General features: G+C 42.2%; 16 protein-coding genes. 4 read left to right on the top strand and 12 right to left on the bottom strand.

The window, feature by feature from the left end; all coding sequences use genetic code 11:
* Window positions 1–57: 57 nt before the first annotated feature.
* Window positions 58–837, bottom strand: coding sequence for a T9SS type A sorting domain-containing protein (locus AC1W6K_RS06865; protein WP_481720036.1), 780 nt, complete (start codon window positions 835–837; stop codon window positions 58–60).
* 126 nt (window positions 838–963) lie between these two features.
* Between AC1W6K_RS06865 and AC1W6K_RS06860 the strand changes: the two genes are divergently transcribed.
* Together AC1W6K_RS06860 and AC1W6K_RS06855 are read left to right on the top strand one after the other, a co-directional pair.
* The gene (locus AC1W6K_RS06860) at window positions 964–2,742 is read left to right on the top strand and encodes a sensor histidine kinase (protein ID WP_481946915.1); all 1,779 of its coding nucleotides are present in this window, start codon (window positions 964–966) and stop codon (window positions 2,740–2,742) included.
* Window positions 2,726–3,430, top strand: coding sequence for a response regulator transcription factor (locus tag AC1W6K_RS06855; RefSeq protein ID WP_481720032.1), 705 nt, complete (start codon window positions 2,726–2,728; stop codon window positions 3,428–3,430). Before AC1W6K_RS06860 ends, AC1W6K_RS06855 begins: the two co-directional genes overlap by 17 nt.
* On the opposite strand, the gene serS is transcribed toward AC1W6K_RS06855, so the two are convergent.
* The 4 genes from serS to AC1W6K_RS06835 form a co-directional block, all read right to left on the bottom strand.
* Window positions 3,423–4,694, bottom strand: a complete 1,272-nt coding sequence (gene serS / locus AC1W6K_RS06850) for a serine--tRNA ligase (RefSeq protein ID WP_481720030.1) — start codon at window positions 4,692–4,694, stop codon at window positions 3,423–3,425. The two genes, AC1W6K_RS06855 and serS, sit on opposite strands and share 8 nt — an antisense overlap.
* Window positions 4,695–4,703: 9 nt before the next feature.
* Entirely contained in the window at window positions 4,704–6,023 is a 1,320-nt protein-coding gene (locus AC1W6K_RS06845; protein WP_481946914.1) for an aspartate kinase, read from the bottom strand.
* A gap of 12 nt (window positions 6,024–6,035) precedes the next feature.
* Entirely contained in the window at window positions 6,036–6,515 is a 480-nt protein-coding gene (gene ribH / locus AC1W6K_RS06840) for a 6,7-dimethyl-8-ribityllumazine synthase (RefSeq protein WP_481946913.1), read from the bottom strand.
* A gap of 71 nt (window positions 6,516–6,586) precedes the next feature.
* Window positions 6,587–7,264 (bottom strand): tetratricopeptide repeat protein, encoded by a 678-nt coding sequence (locus AC1W6K_RS06835; protein WP_481720024.1) that lies wholly within the window; start codon window positions 7,262–7,264, stop codon window positions 6,587–6,589.
* A 145-nt stretch (window positions 7,265–7,409) separates the two neighbouring features.
* On the opposite strand from AC1W6K_RS06835, the gene AC1W6K_RS06830 reads away from it, so the two are divergent.
* Entirely contained in the window at window positions 7,410–8,954 is a 1,545-nt protein-coding gene (locus AC1W6K_RS06830; protein WP_481946912.1) for a glycerol-3-phosphate dehydrogenase/oxidase, read from the top strand.
* Here the strand turns inward: AC1W6K_RS06830 and AC1W6K_RS06825 are convergent, their stop codons facing one another.
* Window positions 8,955–9,176, bottom strand: coding sequence for a DUF2795 domain-containing protein (locus AC1W6K_RS06825; RefSeq protein WP_130895915.1), 222 nt, complete (start codon window positions 9,174–9,176; stop codon window positions 8,955–8,957).
* Between the two features lie 135 nt (window positions 9,177–9,311).
* Between AC1W6K_RS06825 and AC1W6K_RS06820 the strand changes: the two genes are divergently transcribed.
* Window positions 9,312–10,067: a copper homeostasis protein CutC gene (locus AC1W6K_RS06820; RefSeq protein WP_481946911.1), complete on the top strand. Its 756-nt coding sequence runs from the start codon at window positions 9,312–9,314 to the stop codon at window positions 10,065–10,067.
* On the opposite strand, the gene ftsZ is transcribed toward AC1W6K_RS06820, so the two are convergent.
* The 6 genes from ftsZ to AC1W6K_RS06790 form a co-directional block, all read right to left on the bottom strand.
* A complete protein-coding gene (gene ftsZ, locus AC1W6K_RS06815) occupies window positions 10,064–11,347 on the bottom strand; it encodes a cell division protein FtsZ (RefSeq protein WP_481946910.1) in 1,284 nt (427 codons plus the stop codon). The genes AC1W6K_RS06820 and ftsZ overlap by 4 nt on opposite strands.
* A 41-nt stretch (window positions 11,348–11,388) precedes the next feature.
* Window positions 11,389–12,876 carry a M20/M25/M40 family metallo-hydrolase gene (locus AC1W6K_RS06810; RefSeq protein WP_481946909.1) on the bottom strand — a complete coding sequence of 496 codons (1,488 nt, stop codon included), beginning with the start codon at window positions 12,874–12,876 and terminating at the stop codon, window positions 11,389–11,391.
* A 68-nt stretch (window positions 12,877–12,944) separates the two neighbouring features.
* Window positions 12,945–13,952, bottom strand: a complete 1,008-nt coding sequence (locus tag AC1W6K_RS06805) for a hypothetical protein (RefSeq protein WP_481946908.1) — start codon at window positions 13,950–13,952, stop codon at window positions 12,945–12,947.
* Window positions 13,953–13,976: 24 nt separating this feature from the next.
* The gene (locus AC1W6K_RS06800) at window positions 13,977–15,506 is read right to left on the bottom strand and encodes a YifB family Mg chelatase-like AAA ATPase (RefSeq protein WP_481946907.1); all 1,530 of its coding nucleotides are present in this window, start codon (window positions 15,504–15,506) and stop codon (window positions 13,977–13,979) included.
* A 48-nt stretch (window positions 15,507–15,554) separates the two neighbouring features.
* The gene (locus AC1W6K_RS06795) at window positions 15,555–16,454 is read right to left on the bottom strand and encodes a S66 peptidase family protein (RefSeq protein ID WP_481720009.1); all 900 of its coding nucleotides are present in this window, start codon (window positions 16,452–16,454) and stop codon (window positions 15,555–15,557) included.
* Between the two features lie 7 nt (window positions 16,455–16,461).
* The gene (locus tag AC1W6K_RS06790) at window positions 16,462–16,812 is read right to left on the bottom strand and encodes a DciA family protein (RefSeq protein ID WP_395785989.1); all 351 of its coding nucleotides are present in this window, start codon (window positions 16,810–16,812) and stop codon (window positions 16,462–16,464) included.
* Window positions 16,813–16,871 lie beyond the last annotated feature (59 nt).

Here is a 16,871-nt window from a genome sequence, read left to right as displayed (position 1 = left end):
TTTATGTCTTAGGCGGATTTAACATGTTCCCCAGACCCTAAGGCCTGGGGAAATAAACTAATCAACCTTAATTCTACGTACAGCTCCATCTGTACCTTGACTTACCCGAATGAAATAGACACCAGCTCCTGCTTTCTTGATGTCTACTTGACCCAAATAGTCGCCTTGAAAATCTTTGATTTGCTCATTAGCTAATTCCTTGCCATTCACATCTAAAATTGAAATGTTCACATTTCCTTTTTCAGGAGCATTAAATCTAACACTGATTTTACCGTTAAATGGTTTGTTTGGTGCTGCTTTCAACCCGTGAATTGTTTTTGAGGCTTGATCTGCTAACATCCCTTTATGTATACGTTTAAACGCACGTTTTCTCATGCCTGGACCATCTTTTCTCATTCCTTCCGGACCTCCTTCTCCTCGGAAGATCATCACATTCGGCTTTTTTCCATGAAAACCTGGAGCGCCTGCTGCATGGGTGGCCATTCCTGGACCTACACGGCGAATAATCACACGCTTATCTGGCCCGCCTACTGATTCATCTCCCATTTTTCCAATGATGATTTGGCCTGGTTGATTAGCCATCCGCGAGTGACTTTTATTTACATCTACACGAACAATTTTTTTCTTTCCACCTGAGGTAGAAATATTGATGTCTAATGAATCACTTAACTTTTTGATTTCGGCATCAGCTTGATCTAAGTCGCTAAATTTTTTCTCAATGACACGTTCTTTGCCATTTTCGTTGATAACGATTTTAACCGTGGCTTCTTTTTTTTCTTGTGCAAAAGCGGCAGTGGAAATACACGCGGCTAACGCAGTAATGAATAAGTATTTCATGTGTTTGTTTTTTAATGCGGAGCAAACTTACAAAATGCCGCGCAATGTTGATTGTTAAGATGTGTTAAGGCCACTTTTTTGCTCGGTGCATTTTGATAAATTTGTACTTTGTAATTTTTATTACCCATGACCCAATCAAAAATCAGGTGGATTATCGGCTTCATGACCCTCGCTTTAGTGGGCTTGATTGCTTTTCAAGCCTATTGGCTTGGGTTTATGGTCGAAACAAAAAAAGAACAATTTGCATCCGATGTGCAAGACGGTTTGGCACAAGTTGTACGGAAGTTGGAAAAACAAGAATTAGTCATGCTCGCCCAGCGGCATAAAACGTTTGAAAGCCAACAGCAGAAATTGAAAGAACTTTCTGCCAAATTAGCCGCTAAACCTAAACCCGTCATTAAGCCTAGACAGGAAGCATTAACTGAAGATATACATCCCGAAGTAGCGTTTGTTGGCCCCGAAGGAATCGCGCGTGGCCCAAGAGGCTCGATTCATAATGAGGTTCGTTCCGATATCATGTATATTCGAAAGTCATTTTTATTACCCAACGGCCAAATTGCAGAGATAACGGAGGAATATCGTGTGGATGTTGATCCCGAAATGGAAATCCAAAGGCGCATGCAAGAGGATCAACAACTTTCCGAACTCTTTGCCCCTAGACTTCAGAAGCGCTTGAATAACATAAAAAGGAGATTTAAAAACAGAAAAATGCTTGTTTCTGTGGATTCACGAACTCCGAAAAAGACTAAATCTCCAGTTGATTCATTCGCTAAAAAAGATGTGGACAAGGTGATTCAAAAAACCGCTTTAGCCAAAGAAGTTTTCGCGGATTATCTATTTAAAGAACGACCAATAACAGAGCGCGTTGAGCCGCGGTTTATCGATAGCCTGGTACGCAAAGAACTGGCGACTAAGAACATTCAATTAAATTATGATTTTGGCATAGGGCCAGCTACTCCTAAAAAGTCCACCGACTGGATTTATGCCTCCAATGCAAGTATAAAAAAGCAAAAGACACAATTTGCCGCCGCGTTATTTCCGAATGATTTACATGCCTCAGGTCAATTTTTACATATCAATTTTGCGGATACCAATGGATTTATTTGGCAAACCATGGGCTTGAATTTACTCGGTTCTGGAGTCTTGCTTCTCATCATGATTGGGTGTTTTTACATTGCGATGATGACAATTATCAAGCAAAAGAAATTGGCTGAAATCAAAAATGATTTCATCAACAACATGACGCATGAATTCAAGACGCCTATTTCAACGATTTCATTGGCTACACAATTGATTCAAGAGGAACCGCAAGCCGCGAAAAGTGAATCAATTTTAAGGTATTTAGGGATCATAAAGGATGAGAATATTCGGTTAGGCCAACAAGTCGAACGCGTATTGCAAACGGCTCAAATGGAACGCGAGGAAATCGTTCTAAAGAAAAAGTTGGTGGATATGCACGCGTTAATTCAGCAAGTGGCTGACATGAATGCACCGCTGCTTCAGACACATCAAGGATCATTGATTTTACATTTAGATGCGCAGCAAAGCCAGGTTATGGTGGATGAGGTACACCTTAGCAACGTGCTAAATAACTTATTGGACAATGCCATTAAATACAGTCCAGAAGCGCCACAGGTTGACATTCAGACCCAATCTGATAGCCAAGGTTTGCATATTCAAGTACGCGATCAAGGGATGGGTATCCAAAAAGAGGCACTTTCGGCTGTTTTTGAGCCATTTTATCGGGTGCCTACCGGTAATGTGCACAATGTAAAGGGTTTCGGTTTGGGACTTAGTTATGTTAAAAAGATTGTCGAAGCGCATGGAGGTAGCGTGCAAGTGAGCAGCAAATTAGGCGTAGGTAGTACGTTTGAAATAACAATACCAAATGGCACAAACAACTGAAATTTTATTGGCAGAAGATGATCCCAACCTGGGATTATTGTTGGCCGAATTCTTGAAAAAGAAGGGTTACGGGGTAACCTGGGCTCATAACGGAGACGAAGCTTTGGATTATTTTGTCAAAGGCTCATTCGATTTGTGTGTTTTGGATGTGATGATGCCTAAAAAAGACGGTTTTTCATTAGCCAAAGACATTCGCGCCACACACCTCGAAGTCCCGATTATTTTTTTGACCGCTAAAGCGATGGAAGAAGATACGCTTCATGGCTTTAAAGTGGGTGCTGATGACTATTTAACCAAACCATTTTCTATGGATGTCCTTGTGGCACGGATGGAGGCGGTACTGAGAAGAACGAAAACAGATAAGGTAATTCCAAGTTTGGCTGCAGATATTAGCTTAGGTGAATTTGTTTATTGGCCGCAAAAAATGAAATTGATTCGTGCTGGGATTGAGCAAAAGTTTACCCCTAAGGAAAATGATTTGATGAAATTGTTGTGTGAGAATTTAGGCCGACCGGTCAGTAGGTCGTATGCATTGAAATTAATTTGGGGAGATGATACGTATTTTAATGCGCGGAGCATGGATGTGTACATGACCAAATTGCGCAAAATGCTAAAAGAAGACCCTCGCGTACAACTAGTGAATTTGCACGGCGAGGGTTTTCGATTGAGTATTGAAGGAATTAGTTAATGTGCGTATAGCCTGTATACGGAACTAAAACCGCTGGTATTTTGATTCCTTCTGGTGTCTGATTATTTTCTAAAATTGCGGCTACGATACGTGGCAATGCCAATGCAGAGCCATTTAGTGTATGGCATAAGATTGATTTTCCGTCTATTTTCGTCCGTAGTTTCAAGCGGTTTGCTTGATACGTTTCAAAGTTTGAAACTGAGCTTACTTCTAACCAGCGACCTTGTGCGGCTGACCAAACTTCCATGTCATAGGTAAGGGCAGACGTGAAGCCCATATCGCCACCACAAAGGCGTAATACGCGGTACGGTAATTCTAATTTCTGTAAGATACTTTGTACGTGCAAAGACATTTCCTCCAAAGCAGCGTATGAATTTTCTGGCTTTTGAATCTGTACAATTTCAATCTTATCGAATTGATGTAGGCGGTTTAAACCTCGCACGTGTGCTCCCCAAGATCCTGCCTCGCGGCGGAAACAAGGTGTATGGCCTACATTTTTAATTGGTAATTCTTTTTCATTAACAATCACATCGCGGTAAAGATTCGTAATGGGAACTTCGGCTGTTGGGATTAAATACAAACCTTCTGCTTGGGTCACATACATTTGGCCTTCTTTGTCGGGCAATTGCCCCGTGCCAAAACCCGAATCTTCATTAATCAAGAGGGGCGGTTGGATTTCGTAATAGCCTACTTTAATGGCTTCGTCTAAAAAGAAATTAATTAGTGCACGCTGTAAACGGGCTCCTTTTCCTTTGTAAACAGGAAACCCGGCACCTGTAATTTTATTTCCTAGGTCAAAATCGATGATGTCATAGTCCTTAATCAGGTCCCAATGCGGCTTAGCGGCTGCGTGAAGGGTAGGGATAGTTCCCCAGTTTAAAAGGACCTCGTTGTCTTCTGCCGATTTTCCTTCTGGGACAGAGCTGTGTGGAAGGTTTGGAAGGGTAACTAATAAGTCGGTTAATTCCTTTTCCGCTATTCGCGCGGCCTCCTCCATAGCTTTGATTTCACTTTTCAGCGCAGCTGTTTCAGCGCGTTTTCCTTCAGCTAATTCTTTTTGACCTGATTGCATGAGCGCACCAATTTCTTTGGCAGCTGCATTGGATTTTTCCAGCGCATGTTCGGCTTGTTGGAGCAAAGCTTTCCGCTTATCATCCATTGCCATGAGCTGAGCCACGATTTTTCTAGCATCTTTAACATGCTTTTTCGTTAAACCAGCAATCGTAAGGTCCGTGTTTGTCCGGATAAATGGAATCGTTAGCATGGTGTTCGTTTAGAAAAGTCCTTCATTTAATGCGTTTAAGGCATCATTTTTATGTTTGGCATCTACAAGAAGTGAGATGTTATGCTCAGATGCCCCATATGAAATCATGCGAATCGGGATATTTTTTATTGCATCCAATACTTTAATGGCGATACCTTCCTTGTCGGCCCAGAAATTACCCACAATACAAATAATCACTTGTTCATTATCCGGATCTTCCAACTCAGCAAATTCGCGTAATTCGCGCATAATTGCGTCTAGGTTAGCGGTTTGGTCGATGGTGACAGATACGGAAACTTCAGACGTGGTGATCATGTCAACTGGCGTCTTGTATTTTTCAAAAATCTCAAAAACACGTTTTAGAAATCCGTAGGCATTCAACATCCGTGTTGAGTGAATGTAGATAGCGGTTATATTATCTTTGGCGGCGATGGCTTTTATTTCAATGTCTGTCGACTTTTCTGAAATTAATGTACCAAAAGCGCTTGGTTCCATTGTGTTTTTTAACCGAACGGGAACCCCTTTTATTTTCGCTGGTGTGATGGTGCTTGGGTGTAAAATTTTCGCACCGAAGTACGCAAGTTCAGCCGCTTCAGCGAACGATAATTCCCGAATCGGGAATGTGTTTTTTACGATGCGTGGATCGTTGTTGTGCATGCCATCGATATCCGTCCAGATTTGAATTTCTTCTGCTTGTATGGCCCCACCGATTAATGATGCGGTATAATCTGACCCTCCACGCTTTAGGTTGTCTAACTCTCCAGCTGGGTTTCGGCAAATAAAACCTTGCGTGATAAAGATTTGTTTATCTTGAACAGGTGCTAGTGTAGCGGCTAATTTCTTTTCGATTTCAGCCATGATGGGCTCATTGTCAGCATCAATGACCATGAAATCTAAGGCTGGCAATAAAACCGATTTTACCCCCTCTTCTTGCAAGAAAGCCTCAAAAATTTGCGTTGACAACAATTCACCCAACGCCACCATCTCTTTCTCTTGTTTAACCGTAAAGGGAACCGTTGCGATCAGACTACCAATGAATGAAAATTCTTTTTCAATGATGACTTGAGCTTTGCCTAAGCCTGCCGGGCTTTGGTAAAGTTGGTGTATAAACGCATCATAGTGGGCGCGCAATTCACTTGTTTTAGCCTTTGCCTCCGCTTGATTTTGAGCGATTAAAGATTCTGAAATGGATAGTAATGCATTCGTAGATCCCGATAGAGCAGATAAAACCACGATTTTCGGCTTCCCGTCCGCTGTGATCAGTTGACGAATTGATTGCATTCTTTCTGGTTTCCCTACGGATGTACCTCCAAATTTCCAAACTTGCATTATCGTATATTTTTAGTTTAGGGCTAACATTTTAATGGCGGTAATGGCCGCCTCATATCCTTTATTCCCATGTTTTCCACCTGCGCGATCCATGGCTTGCTCCTGGGTATTGGGCGTCAATACGCCAAAAATAACGGGTTTATTGTATTTCAAGCTAACATTGGTCACGCCATCTGCTACTGCTTGGCAAATAAAATCAAAATGACGTGTCTCTCCCTGAATTACACAGCCTAAACAGATCACCGCGTCAATATCTTCGCGTTGTGCGAATTTCTGTGCACCTAGGCTAAGTTCAAAACTGCCTGGTACTTGCGCGCTAACGATGTGATTCTCGTGAACGCCATAGTTGACCAAGGTTTCATAGGCTCCTGTGTAGAGTGCGCCTGTGACCTCGGTGTTCCATTCGGAAACAATGATGGCGAATCGTTTTTGGCTGACATCCGGAAGATTGGCAGTTGAAAAATCGCTCAAGTTTTTTAGCGCTGAAGACATGGGTTGGGCTTAAAAAAATAAAGGATAAAAGCGTTTGCTCTTATCCCTTCATTTCATTATTTAATATGTTTTTATTCGGAGATAGAGCTTTCTAGGAGCGCTTTGTATTTCTTTGCAGGGACCGATTCAGCGGACTGCGGATATTTTTCCGTGATTTCTGTATAGGTCGCTAATGCTTCTTTAGGTTGTTTATTAGCCTCTTGTGCATTGGCTAATTTTAATAAATAACCCGGGGAGAAAAATTTATTTGGCTTATATTCTGCCGCTTTCTGATAAAACTCGATGGCATCAGCATATGATTTTTTCTCTGAGTAGGCATCGCCAACAAGCGATAGAGCACGTGCTTGAACTAACAAATCGCTACTTTTAAAATTCTTTAATTTCTCAATGGCTTGATCGTATTTTCCTTGCTTAATCAACGTAATACCTAGGTATAAATCTGCCAAATTTTGCGCATTTCCACCAAACTCATCTGAAACTTTAGCCAAATCTTTTGCTGCCGTAGCTAATGAATCAGCCTCAAATGCGTAAACCGCTTTGTATAATTTTTTTTCTCCTTCAGTTGATTGGTTGGTTTGATACCAGCTAAATCCGAAATAACCTACAATTGCAGCGATAACTACGATAACAGCTAGGATTGCTGAGGATTTATTATTTTCAAAAAAACCAGTCACCTTCGTTAACTCTTGCTGAAGTGCTTCTGGGCTTTCAATAATTTCAATCGATTCGTTTTTTTCTTTCTTTGCCATACGACTAATAAATTCTTTTTAAAGGACTGCAAAATTATAAAATCTCTGCCATTAATATCAATATTAGCGGAATCTTTTGCTTTTTATTTTCCAAATTGTGAGTAAATGTGGGTAAATCATTTGTTTAGAAGTTAAAATATATCCTATGGCATTCAACCGCCCAGATCAATTCAAGAAACTAGAAGCACCGTTTGACTTGTGTGTCATCGGAGGAGGCGCAACTGGAGCAGGGGTTGCATTGGATGCAACACTACGTGGATACCGCATTTTATTGCTCGAAAAGGGGGATTTTGCTGCACAAACTTCGTCTAAGTCAACAAAACTTGTGCATGGTGGTGTACGATATCTAGAGCAAGCGGTAAAGAAATTAGATTGGCAGCAGTTGAAAATGGTGTATAAAGCGTTGCATGAGCGCAAGGTATTATTGCAAAACGCACCATTTTTGGCGCATCCCTTGGCTTTATTAACTCCATGTTATACTTGGTTTGATCGTATTTATTACCGCATTGGCATGTGGGTATATGATCAAATTGCTGGAAAAACGAATTTAGAGCCAAGTATCGGGTTAAGTCCATCGCGGATGCGGTCCTTATGTCCTAATTTGGAAATGCATCATGTCCGTGGCGGTGTTATGTATTTTGATGGGCAATTTGACGATGCTCGCTATGCGTTGGCAATTTTACAAGCAGCAGAGGCTGCGGGGGCTTGTGTGTTAAATTATGCGAAACTTAACTCATTTGTTCAATCACCTACCACGAATAAAATTGAAGAAGTTTGTTGGACTGATGTAAAATCAGGTCAAACGTATCAAATTCCGGTTAAAGCGGTTATTAATGCGACGGGACCATTTACAGATTATGTGCGTGCTTTAGCTAATCCAAATTTAATGCCACGCATGAAAGTGAGTCGAGGGGCTCATATCGTTTTGTCGGCAGATTTCTGGCCAGGAGCGACGGCCTTGTTAATTCCTAAAACGGATGATGGTCGGGTAATCTTTGTTATTCCATGGCGCGAATATGTGTTAGTGGGAACCACCGATGACCCGGATGATTTATCTGAATCACCTGAAATTTCGCCGGACGAAACAGATTATTTGCTGGATTATTTTAATCGATATTCTAAGAAAAAAGCGCTTAAATCTGATGTGAGTGCTACGTTTGTGGGCCAAAGACCATTGCTTCAAGCTGCATTAGCTAGTGATTTAGCAACCGATACGAAGTCGCTAGTGCGCGATCACGAAGTTGAAGTGGACGGTCGCAGTAAACTAGTGAGTATTATGGGTGGAAAATGGACAACATATCGCGTGATGGCAGCTGACACGTTGGATGAGTTAGAGCGTGAAGTTTTACACCAGTCGGCGAGTTCTTGTCAAACGCAGAATCATGTGCTTATGGGGGGGCTCGAACGTGAAAAACCACGCTTTATTACTGAGACTGGAAGTTTGCATGCGGATATTCAGTCGCATTTGTGGTCAACGTATGGTTCACAAGCGTTTGAGTTGTTGACCGGTGACCTAACCCGTTTGCATCCTGAATTACCTTATGTAGTTGGGGAGCTTGAATACGTACAGAAAAATGAAATGGCGACTTGTTGGGACGATGTCTTAATCCGTCGCTGGGGGATTGGTTTACGGAACGAACGTTTGGCGGAGGAGATTAGGGCCAATAAAAAAGAGGCTTTCGCCTCTTAATTAATATTCGTCTTCGTTGAAAAAGAAGTCGTCTTTCGTCGGATAATCTGGCCAAATTTCTTCGATGCTTTCGAAGGGTTGTCCGTCATCTTCTAATTCTTGTAAATTTTCAACTACTTCCAAAGGTGATCCTGTGCGGATTGCGAAGTCAATTAATTCATCTTTAGAGGCTGGCCAAGGCGCATCTTCTAAATATGATGCAAGTTCTAGTGTCCAATACATATGATTTGTAATTTTAGTATTTCAAATTGATCTGTGTGCAAAAGTAAAATAAAAATATATTTATAAAAGATTTATTTTTTAAATTTTGAATAAATATCTAAAAGTCTCATTTTCGGCGTTTATTCGCCTCTTTTTATGAAAAATAATCAAGAAATTGACGTCGAAGTTTGTGCCTATTCTCTTTTTTCTTGTTTGGCGGCTGATCGGGTGGGTGCGAATCGGGTTGAACTTTGTGCTTCGCCTTACGAAGGAGGGACGACACCTTCCACGGGTTTGGTTAAACAGGTATTAGCGAATACGTCTATCGAGGTACATGCCATGTTGCGGCCTAGGGGTGGGGATTTTTGTTATGATGCGTCAGAGAAACAAACGATGCTTGCCGAAGCTTCGGATTTAGTTGCTGCGGGGGTACATGGGTTAGTTGTAGGTGCTTTATTGCCCAATGGTGATCTTGATGTCACATTTTTAGCGGAAATAAAACGCATTGTGGGCGGCATTGCGCTCACATGTCATCGGGCGATTGATGTGTCACGTGATCCTTTTGAAGTCATGGAAGGATTAATCCAAGTGGGATTTGTGCGCATTCTTAGTTCCGGCCAAAAAGATAAGGCGATGGAAGGAATAGAGGCATTGGCCGAGATGGTCGAACGTGCGGATGGCCGGATTCAGATTATGGCAGGCAGTGGGGTCAACCCTCAAAACTGTGCCTTTTTTAAGCAAATAGGGGTCAACGCGATTCACTTGAGCGCGCGAACGGTTCGCAATTCAATGATGGAATACCGCAGGCCAGGCATTTCAATGGGCGGTGTTTCTGAAATTTCAGAATTTGAAGTAGCCTTTGCGAGTGAAGAAATCATCCGCCAGGCTATTCAGCAAATTCGTTCAAACTAGTTTTCGTATAGATCTGTTACTACCCATTCATCGCGGCGAAGGCTGTCGAGTGAGATTAATTTAGCGGCATTGCGGCGGTAAGTAGGCACTTCAAATTCACGTTCGCTTGGACCACCATTAACATACTGTTCCACCATGTAAGCGAATCGAGCCTCTTCATTCAGTAGATTTCCAGCACTTTCTCCTTCAAAAGTAATGGTGTTTCCCGGTGTTAATTCTTGATCAATGTAATCATCTAATCCTGAAAAGGTCGTTTCTGTCTTTTCGAAATATCCACCAAAACCATCTTCTTCATGTTCAAATCCAGCCGCAATAACGGTTAGGTACAAACTTTCATTTAGGTCCTCATCCGTAGAATATCCAAACTTGACCATATCTGCTTGTGCATAAATACGCTCATTCAAGTAGTTAATGATAACATTTTGTTCCTTCATTAATAAAGGGCGCTTGCTTCCAGTAGACACAGTCACCAAAATGCGTTTCGCTCCTTTAATTTCTTGCGAATTCAACAAAGGTGATTTCAATGCTTCTTCAATTGCATCAAAAGCCCGGTTGTCGCCTTCGCCAAATGCGGAACTCATCATCGCTTGTCCCGCTTTGGTTAATACTTTCTTCACATCCATGAAGTCGGTGTTAATATCACCGGGTTTGGCAATAACATCAACGACGGATTTTACGGCTTTGGCAAGTACATCATCTGCTTTCGAGAAGGCATCGGACATGGGTAAATTTTCGTAATGTTCGGCTAATTTATCATTCATTACTACAATCACGGTGTCGCAATAGCTTTTTAAAGCTTCAACGCCATCTATTGCATAGTGGATTTTATCTCTTCCTTCCCATTTATAAGGGGCAGTGACTACAGCAACAGTCAATAAATTCTTCTCCCGAGCGATTTCAGCGATAACTGGTGCAGCACCTGTTCCTGTTCCACCGCCCATACCCGCGGTGATAAACACCATTTGGGTATCGTTTGATAATACTTGTTGAATTTTTTCACGGGATTCCAAGGCAGCTTGTCGGCCTACTTCCGGATCCGTTCCCGCACCTAAGCCTTGTTGGCCCAACTTTATTTTTGTCTGCACTGGATTAGAAGCCAGGGCTTGCGAGTCTGTATTGCAAATAATAAGGTCGGCACCTTTAATATCCATCTCTTTCATGTGCTTGACAGCATTGGAGCCGCCACCACCGATACCGATGACTTTGATGATGGATTTAAATGAGTTTTCAGGAATCATTTCCATATCGTGATCAAAAAAAGAAGGATTTGTAGTATTCATTTGTGTGAACAAAAAGGTCAATAAGTGCAAAAATACGTTTTTTAATTATCCCCCCAACGCCATTCATTTCCTAATTCTAATTCGCGTCGTAAGTTTTGTTTGATGAAAAAGTCACGTGTTGAATAGAAGTCTAACTTTTTGGCTGGGAAAGTTGGGACATTACCTAATGCATACAACAACATGGCCGTATACTTAACATTGGTTTCCATTTCTGATTTATTAACTAAATCAAATGTATCGCAATTCGCGTGGTAACAATCAAGAACTGACCGCGGTAATTTTCCAAGTGGATCTGCGGCAGGAATTCCTTCCATTAAAAATACTTGGTGGTCGGAATGTAGTCCAGCTGAATTGTGAATTTCATTACCAAATTTCGCATCGATGGATTTAATTTTATTGCCAATTTCCTTCAGGATTGAAAGCATCTCATCGCGTCCACCCGCATTAAATCCATAGACATTGTTGACCATATCTAAATTAATCATGTAGACAATATTATCAATTTCCCCTGTGCGCTTTGCGCGCTCAATGTAGGCTTTGGAGCCTAATAAACCCTCTTCTTCGCCCATAAATGCAACAAATTCAATGGTGCGCTTGCTGGTCAAACCCAAGGCTTTGAATGTACGGGCGATATCTATGACTGAAAATGAACCTATTCCATTGTCAATAGCTCCTGTGGCAAGATCCCACGAGTCTAAATGGCCGCCGATGATGATTTTTTCGTGGCGTAATTTCCGACTTTCACCCTTTAAGGTTGCCACTACATTTCGTGCTTTTATCGGTTGGCTTACGTTATGCATTTCGATTATACTCAATAAGCCCGGCTGCTCCACGAGCCATTTGCGCAATTCAGTGCCGCTTTCAAGTGAAATACAAACCGCTGGAATTGAAATCAAATTACCCGTTACGGATGCCGTTCCTGTTAATAAAATTTCTCCTTTGACCGTATTGACAAAGATGACACCTGTGGCGCCATATTGGATTGCTAAGGCTGTCTTCTCAGAACGATGTAGATTTCTTGTGCCGGCAGGGGCGTCCAACAAGCCGATGTTTGCCAGCACAACTTTTCCCTTTACGAGATCTTTTTTAGCAGCAAAATCTGCATCTAACCCATTGCCACAGTCTACGATTGTTCCTGTTACGTTTGCTTCTACTGGGGTTAGGGCTAAGGCAACAACTTTAATATCTCTAAAGTCATCTGATTTGGGAGGGGCTACAGATAGGGTAACGGTATCGCGCGCCCAGGCCTCTACTTGAAAGCCTTCATATTTTGTGTCTCGAAATCCGTAACTTTTAAATAATTGGTAGGCGAACTCCTCGGCTTTTTTGCCATTTGCACTTCCTGTTAATCGATGGCCAATTTTTTTACAGGCATCACCCAAGGTGACATAGGCTTTTGAATTTTGATCGACTTCTTCTTTGATACGCTTGAAAACAGATTCCAATGATTCTTCTCCACCTAAGGGAACGGAACTTGTTGCCAAAATTCCAATGGAACTAAGTACTAGTAGGAGTAGAATTTTTTTCATACAAGGAGTACAGAGGTTACTAATTTGTCAATGAAATTAATGCATTTACGGGGAAATTGCAAAAGGATTTAAGGTAAGGGACAAGGGCTTGTCGTATCCTCTTTTCGGGTTAGCTGTTTACACCAAAATGCCTTCTCTTTTTCCGGTATGGGTTTCCCTTCGTAAAACGCATTGATGCGGGCGATGGCTTTCGCGGAATCTGCTTGATCGAGGTCGATTAACACTTCTAATACGATGAAACGCATGGCAATTTGTTTGACAGGAATACCTAATGTCGCTAAATCTTTTTTGATGGATTCGATGCGTTCAGGGCTGTATTTGCGTGCCCGACTAGCAAAAATGCTCGACATTAATGTGTTTTCAGCCATTTGCTTCACTAGAGCGGTGTCATATTTGGCATAATATGTAGGCAGATTATTAATGAAATAACTAAAGATTGGATTATCAGAATCTAGCATGGCTTTTTGAATCAACAAAAAATTAAGTTCAGATCCGTAATTTTCCACCGCTTCTGATTTTGCATAGTCGTTGACAATCGCCATGTTCTGTATCGTGTCCATCGTCACGCGCGTGTAAAAAGCAGTGGAGAGCAATAGGTCTGGTTGGCGATCGCCCGCTTGGTAGCGCGCCAACTTCGCTGCATCGCGCTGTTTGGGATCTGTGGCTAGCTGTAATGTCTTCAGAATTCCTGGCACGGAATTCAATTCTTCGCCCATAATTTCTACATGCCACGTTTTACCTTCGGGTGAGAGGATGATAAATGATGGAGTTGAGGGGATATAGATTTTTTGCTTCCGCAGGAATAGGCCATTTTCGCGTTTGGAAAGATCTAATTGATAAGCAAGAAAGTTTTTGTCTAAATAATTTTTGATGATTGGGCTACGTAACGTTTTGTCGTAGGCCAAACAATGCGAACATGTGGGTAGAAATGCTTCTAATAAAATCGGCTTTTTTTCTTTGATCGCACGCTGAAAAATTGCTTCAGGGGTTTCCCATTTTTTGAAGGATGGATTTTGGCCAAAGCTTGCGAGTGAAATAGTAACTAAAAAACCAATGATTGAAAGCTTACGAGTCATCTTTAAATTTTTTTCAAAAATACATTATCCTGCCCAATTTTCTCTATCTAAATTTCGATACGTGATGGCCTCGGCCATGTGTCGTTGGTTTATATCTAATTGGCCTGCCAAATCCGCGATGGTTCGGGCTACTTTTAGGATTCGTTCGAACGCGCGCGCCGACAGTTTCAATCGATTCATAGCTTGCTGCAAGAGTAGTTCTACCTCAGGATTCAATGGGCAGAATTGAGAAGTTTGTTGGCCCGTCATCCCCGCATTCGCATGCACATCTGCAAAATCTAAAAAGCGATTATGTTGTATTTTTCGTGCAACGATCACCCGCGCTCGAATTTTCTCGCTGGATTCGGCTATTTCGGCGGAGCGGATTTCATCAAATGAAACTGGACTAACTTCGATGTGAAGATCAATTCGGTCGAGGAGTGGCCCCGAGATTTTATTCAGATAGCGTTTAACTACTTCTTCTCCGCAGGTACAATCTTTGCTGGGATGGTTAAAATAGCCACAGGGGCAGGGGTTCATGCTGGCGATCAACATAAAATTGGCTGGGAATGCAATGGACCATTTAGTCCTAGAAATCAGAACGTGGTGGTCTTCGAGTGGCTGGCGCATGACTTCCAGGGCATGCCTTGAAAATTCAGGCATTTCATCGAGAAATAAAACGCCGTTATGAGCTAAGGATATTTCGCCAGGTTGTGGATTGGAACCACCACCGATTAATGCCGTAGCTGAAATACTATGATGAGGAGCGCGGAATGGGCGTTTGGAAATTAGGTGTGAATTTTGGACGATTTTTCCGGCAACGGAATGGATTATGGTCGTTTCCATGGCTTCATCTAAGCTAAGTGGAGGCAGGATGCTTGGTATGCGTTTAGCAAGCATGGTTTTTCCGGCACCTGGCGGGCCGATGAGAATCAGGTTGTGTCCACCGGCAGCAGCTATTTCAAATGCGCGTTTCGCGACTTTTTGGCCGTGAACATGGGCAAAGTCTAAGTCTTCATCATACGCATGAATAGTTGTTTGGGTTGTGGGAAAGGGCTTGTGTACTGTTTTCCCGCGTAGAAACAAGACGGTTTCTTGCAGATTTTCCATCCCGAAAACGTCCATTCCTTTAATCATGGCCGCCTCCATGGCATTAGCTCTGGGCAAGATTATTTTGGTAAATCCTTGTTTTTTTGCTTCCATGACCATCGCCAGTGCCCCTTTTATTGGCCGAAGCACTCCATCTAAAGCTAACTCGCCCATGATAACAAAATTAGCTAATACCTGCATATCCACTTGCTCAGAGGCATGCATGATGGAAAGCGCGATGGGAAGGTCATACGCTGAGCCCTCCTTTCGGATATTTGCTGGGGCCAAATTGATAATTACTTTTCTGCGCGGAAAGAAGCACCCCATGTGTTTAATGGCAGATTCGACTCGGAGAATGGATTCTTTAATTGTGGAATCGGGGAGGCCTACTAAAAAGCATTTACTACCTTGGCCAACGTTCGTTTCGATGGTAATTAGGGCGGCAGAAATACCAATAACGGACATGCCATACGTTTTTGCGAGCATCTTTTTTTTACCAAAACTACATGGCTGTTCGCGGAAAAACGTTGTTTTTTAATCAGTTACTTGGACAATTTCTGCGTTTACCAAGAACTTGATTTTTTTACCCATAGGGAGTGCTAGATTAGTTGGTATGTGCCCAGCTGGAAAATCAAAGGCAATAGGATAGTGATAGGCAGCCGTATGTTCGAGAATCATCTCTTCGACGCGTAAGCCTATAGTTAAACTAGCTTCCTTGCAATCTGTAAATCCACCAATTATTAGTCCGGCCAAGTCGGCTAAATACCCTGCTCGCTTTAATTGAAGCAATAAACGGTCTACATGGTAGAGGCGTTCGCCCACTTCTTCAATGAATAGAATTTTGCCTTTTGGATTGGGAAAGCTTTCACTCCCAATCAAGTGGGTGAGCAATGAGAGGTTTCCCCCAATGATACTTGCCTCTGCTTTTCCGTGTCTATTTAATGGATGACTTGTGGTACTAATATGTGTACGACCTTCGAAAAGCAAGGTACGTAGGTTGGCCAATGCCACTTCTCCACCTTTTTGGCAGAAATTATTGGGCATGGGTCCATGAATGCTTGCAATCGAAAAGGTATCAATATGGCAAATTAGTGCGGTGATGTCTGAGAAGCCAATGATCCATTTGGGATGTGCGCGAAATTTCGTAAAATCCAACCCGTCGAGGAGTCGGCTTACCCCATATCCCCCACGCAGTGGAAAAATCGCCGCGATACTAAGGTCGTCAAGCATACGTTGAAGATCAGCACGACGTTGCTCATCTGTTCCGCCTAGACCATAGTGCTCGGCCAAATAATGATCTCCCAACACAATTTCTAATCCCCAATCAGCTAATACCTCGAGCCCTGCTTTCCATTGATCGGATGTGGGATGTGAGGCAGGTGATATAATGCCTACGCGATTTCCAGGTTTTAACAGTTGGGGTATTTGAGACATGCTAGTATTATAGGAATACGACTTCTTGAATAAGATCGGAATGGGCGTATTTATTGATCAATTCGATCATTTTGGCTTTGGCCATCATGAGTTCTTTTTTGAGTGGAGCACTGTCTAGTGTGAGAAACAGTTTGCCGTTTTTGATGTACATTTTTTGTGTTCGAGCGGCAATTGGTTTGCCCATGATTTCTTCCCAATGGGCCACAATATAAGTTTCGTCGTATTGTCCTTGCAATTTATAGACACGTAATAGCGATTCGATGGCCTCTTTTAGAGGTTGACTTTCACTTTTGCGGTGAGCGGCACGTGGGCTTTTGGGGCTAAAAGGGGAGTCCATTTTTTCAAGGTTACCCGGCAAAGGTATGTTTTTTGGTACTATTTGAGGTCAATATAGGTCGATTTTAATTTTTTTTATTT

The sequence above is a fragment of the Aquirufa sp. genome, assembly GCF_964796385.1.
This window is presented reverse-complemented; position numbering and strand designations above follow the sequence as displayed.

Bases quoted from the DNA above. Each gene is read 5' to 3' on its own strand.
- AC1W6K_RS06825 (WP_130895915.1), bottom strand. From the start codon at position 9,176: ATGTATTGGACACTAGAACTTGCATCATATTTAGAAGATGCGCCTTGG.
- ftsZ (WP_481946910.1), bottom strand. From the start codon at position 11,347: ATGAATACTACAAATCCTTCTTTTTTTGATCACGATATGGAAATGATT.
- serS (WP_481720030.1), bottom strand. From the start codon at position 4,694: ATGCTAACGATTCCATTTATCCGGACAAACACGGACCTTACGATTGCT.
- AC1W6K_RS06860 (WP_481946915.1), top strand. From the start codon at position 964: ATGACCCAATCAAAAATCAGGTGGATTATCGGCTTCATGACCCTCGCT.
- AC1W6K_RS06830 (WP_481946912.1), top strand. From the start codon at position 7,410: ATGGCATTCAACCGCCCAGATCAATTCAAGAAACTAGAAGCACCGTTT.
- AC1W6K_RS06855 (WP_481720032.1), top strand. From the start codon at position 2,726: ATGGCACAAACAACTGAAATTTTATTGGCAGAAGATGATCCCAACCTG.
- AC1W6K_RS06805 (WP_481946908.1), bottom strand. From the start codon at position 13,952: ATGACTCGTAAGCTTTCAATCATTGGTTTTTTAGTTACTATTTCACTC.
- AC1W6K_RS06865 (WP_481720036.1), bottom strand. From the start codon at position 837: ATGAAATACTTATTCATTACTGCGTTAGCCGCGTGTATTTCCACTGCC.
- AC1W6K_RS06795 (WP_481720009.1), bottom strand. From the start codon at position 16,454: ATGTCTCAAATACCCCAACTGTTAAAACCTGGAAATCGCGTAGGCATT.
- AC1W6K_RS06810 (WP_481946909.1), bottom strand. From the start codon at position 12,876: ATGAAAAAAATTCTACTCCTACTAGTACTTAGTTCCATTGGAATTTTG.
- AC1W6K_RS06845 (WP_481946914.1), bottom strand. From the start codon at position 6,023: ATGCAAGTTTGGAAATTTGGAGGTACATCCGTAGGGAAACCAGAAAGA.
- AC1W6K_RS06835 (WP_481720024.1), bottom strand. From the start codon at position 7,264: ATGGCAAAGAAAGAAAAAAACGAATCGATTGAAATTATTGAAAGCCCA.
- AC1W6K_RS06800 (WP_481946907.1), bottom strand. From the start codon at position 15,506: ATGCTCGCAAAAACGTATGGCATGTCCGTTATTGGTATTTCTGCCGCC.
- ribH (WP_481946913.1), bottom strand. From the start codon at position 6,515: ATGTCTTCAGCGCTAAAAAACTTGAGCGATTTTTCAACTGCCAATCTT.
- AC1W6K_RS06820 (WP_481946911.1), top strand. From the start codon at position 9,312: ATGAAAAATAATCAAGAAATTGACGTCGAAGTTTGTGCCTATTCTCTT.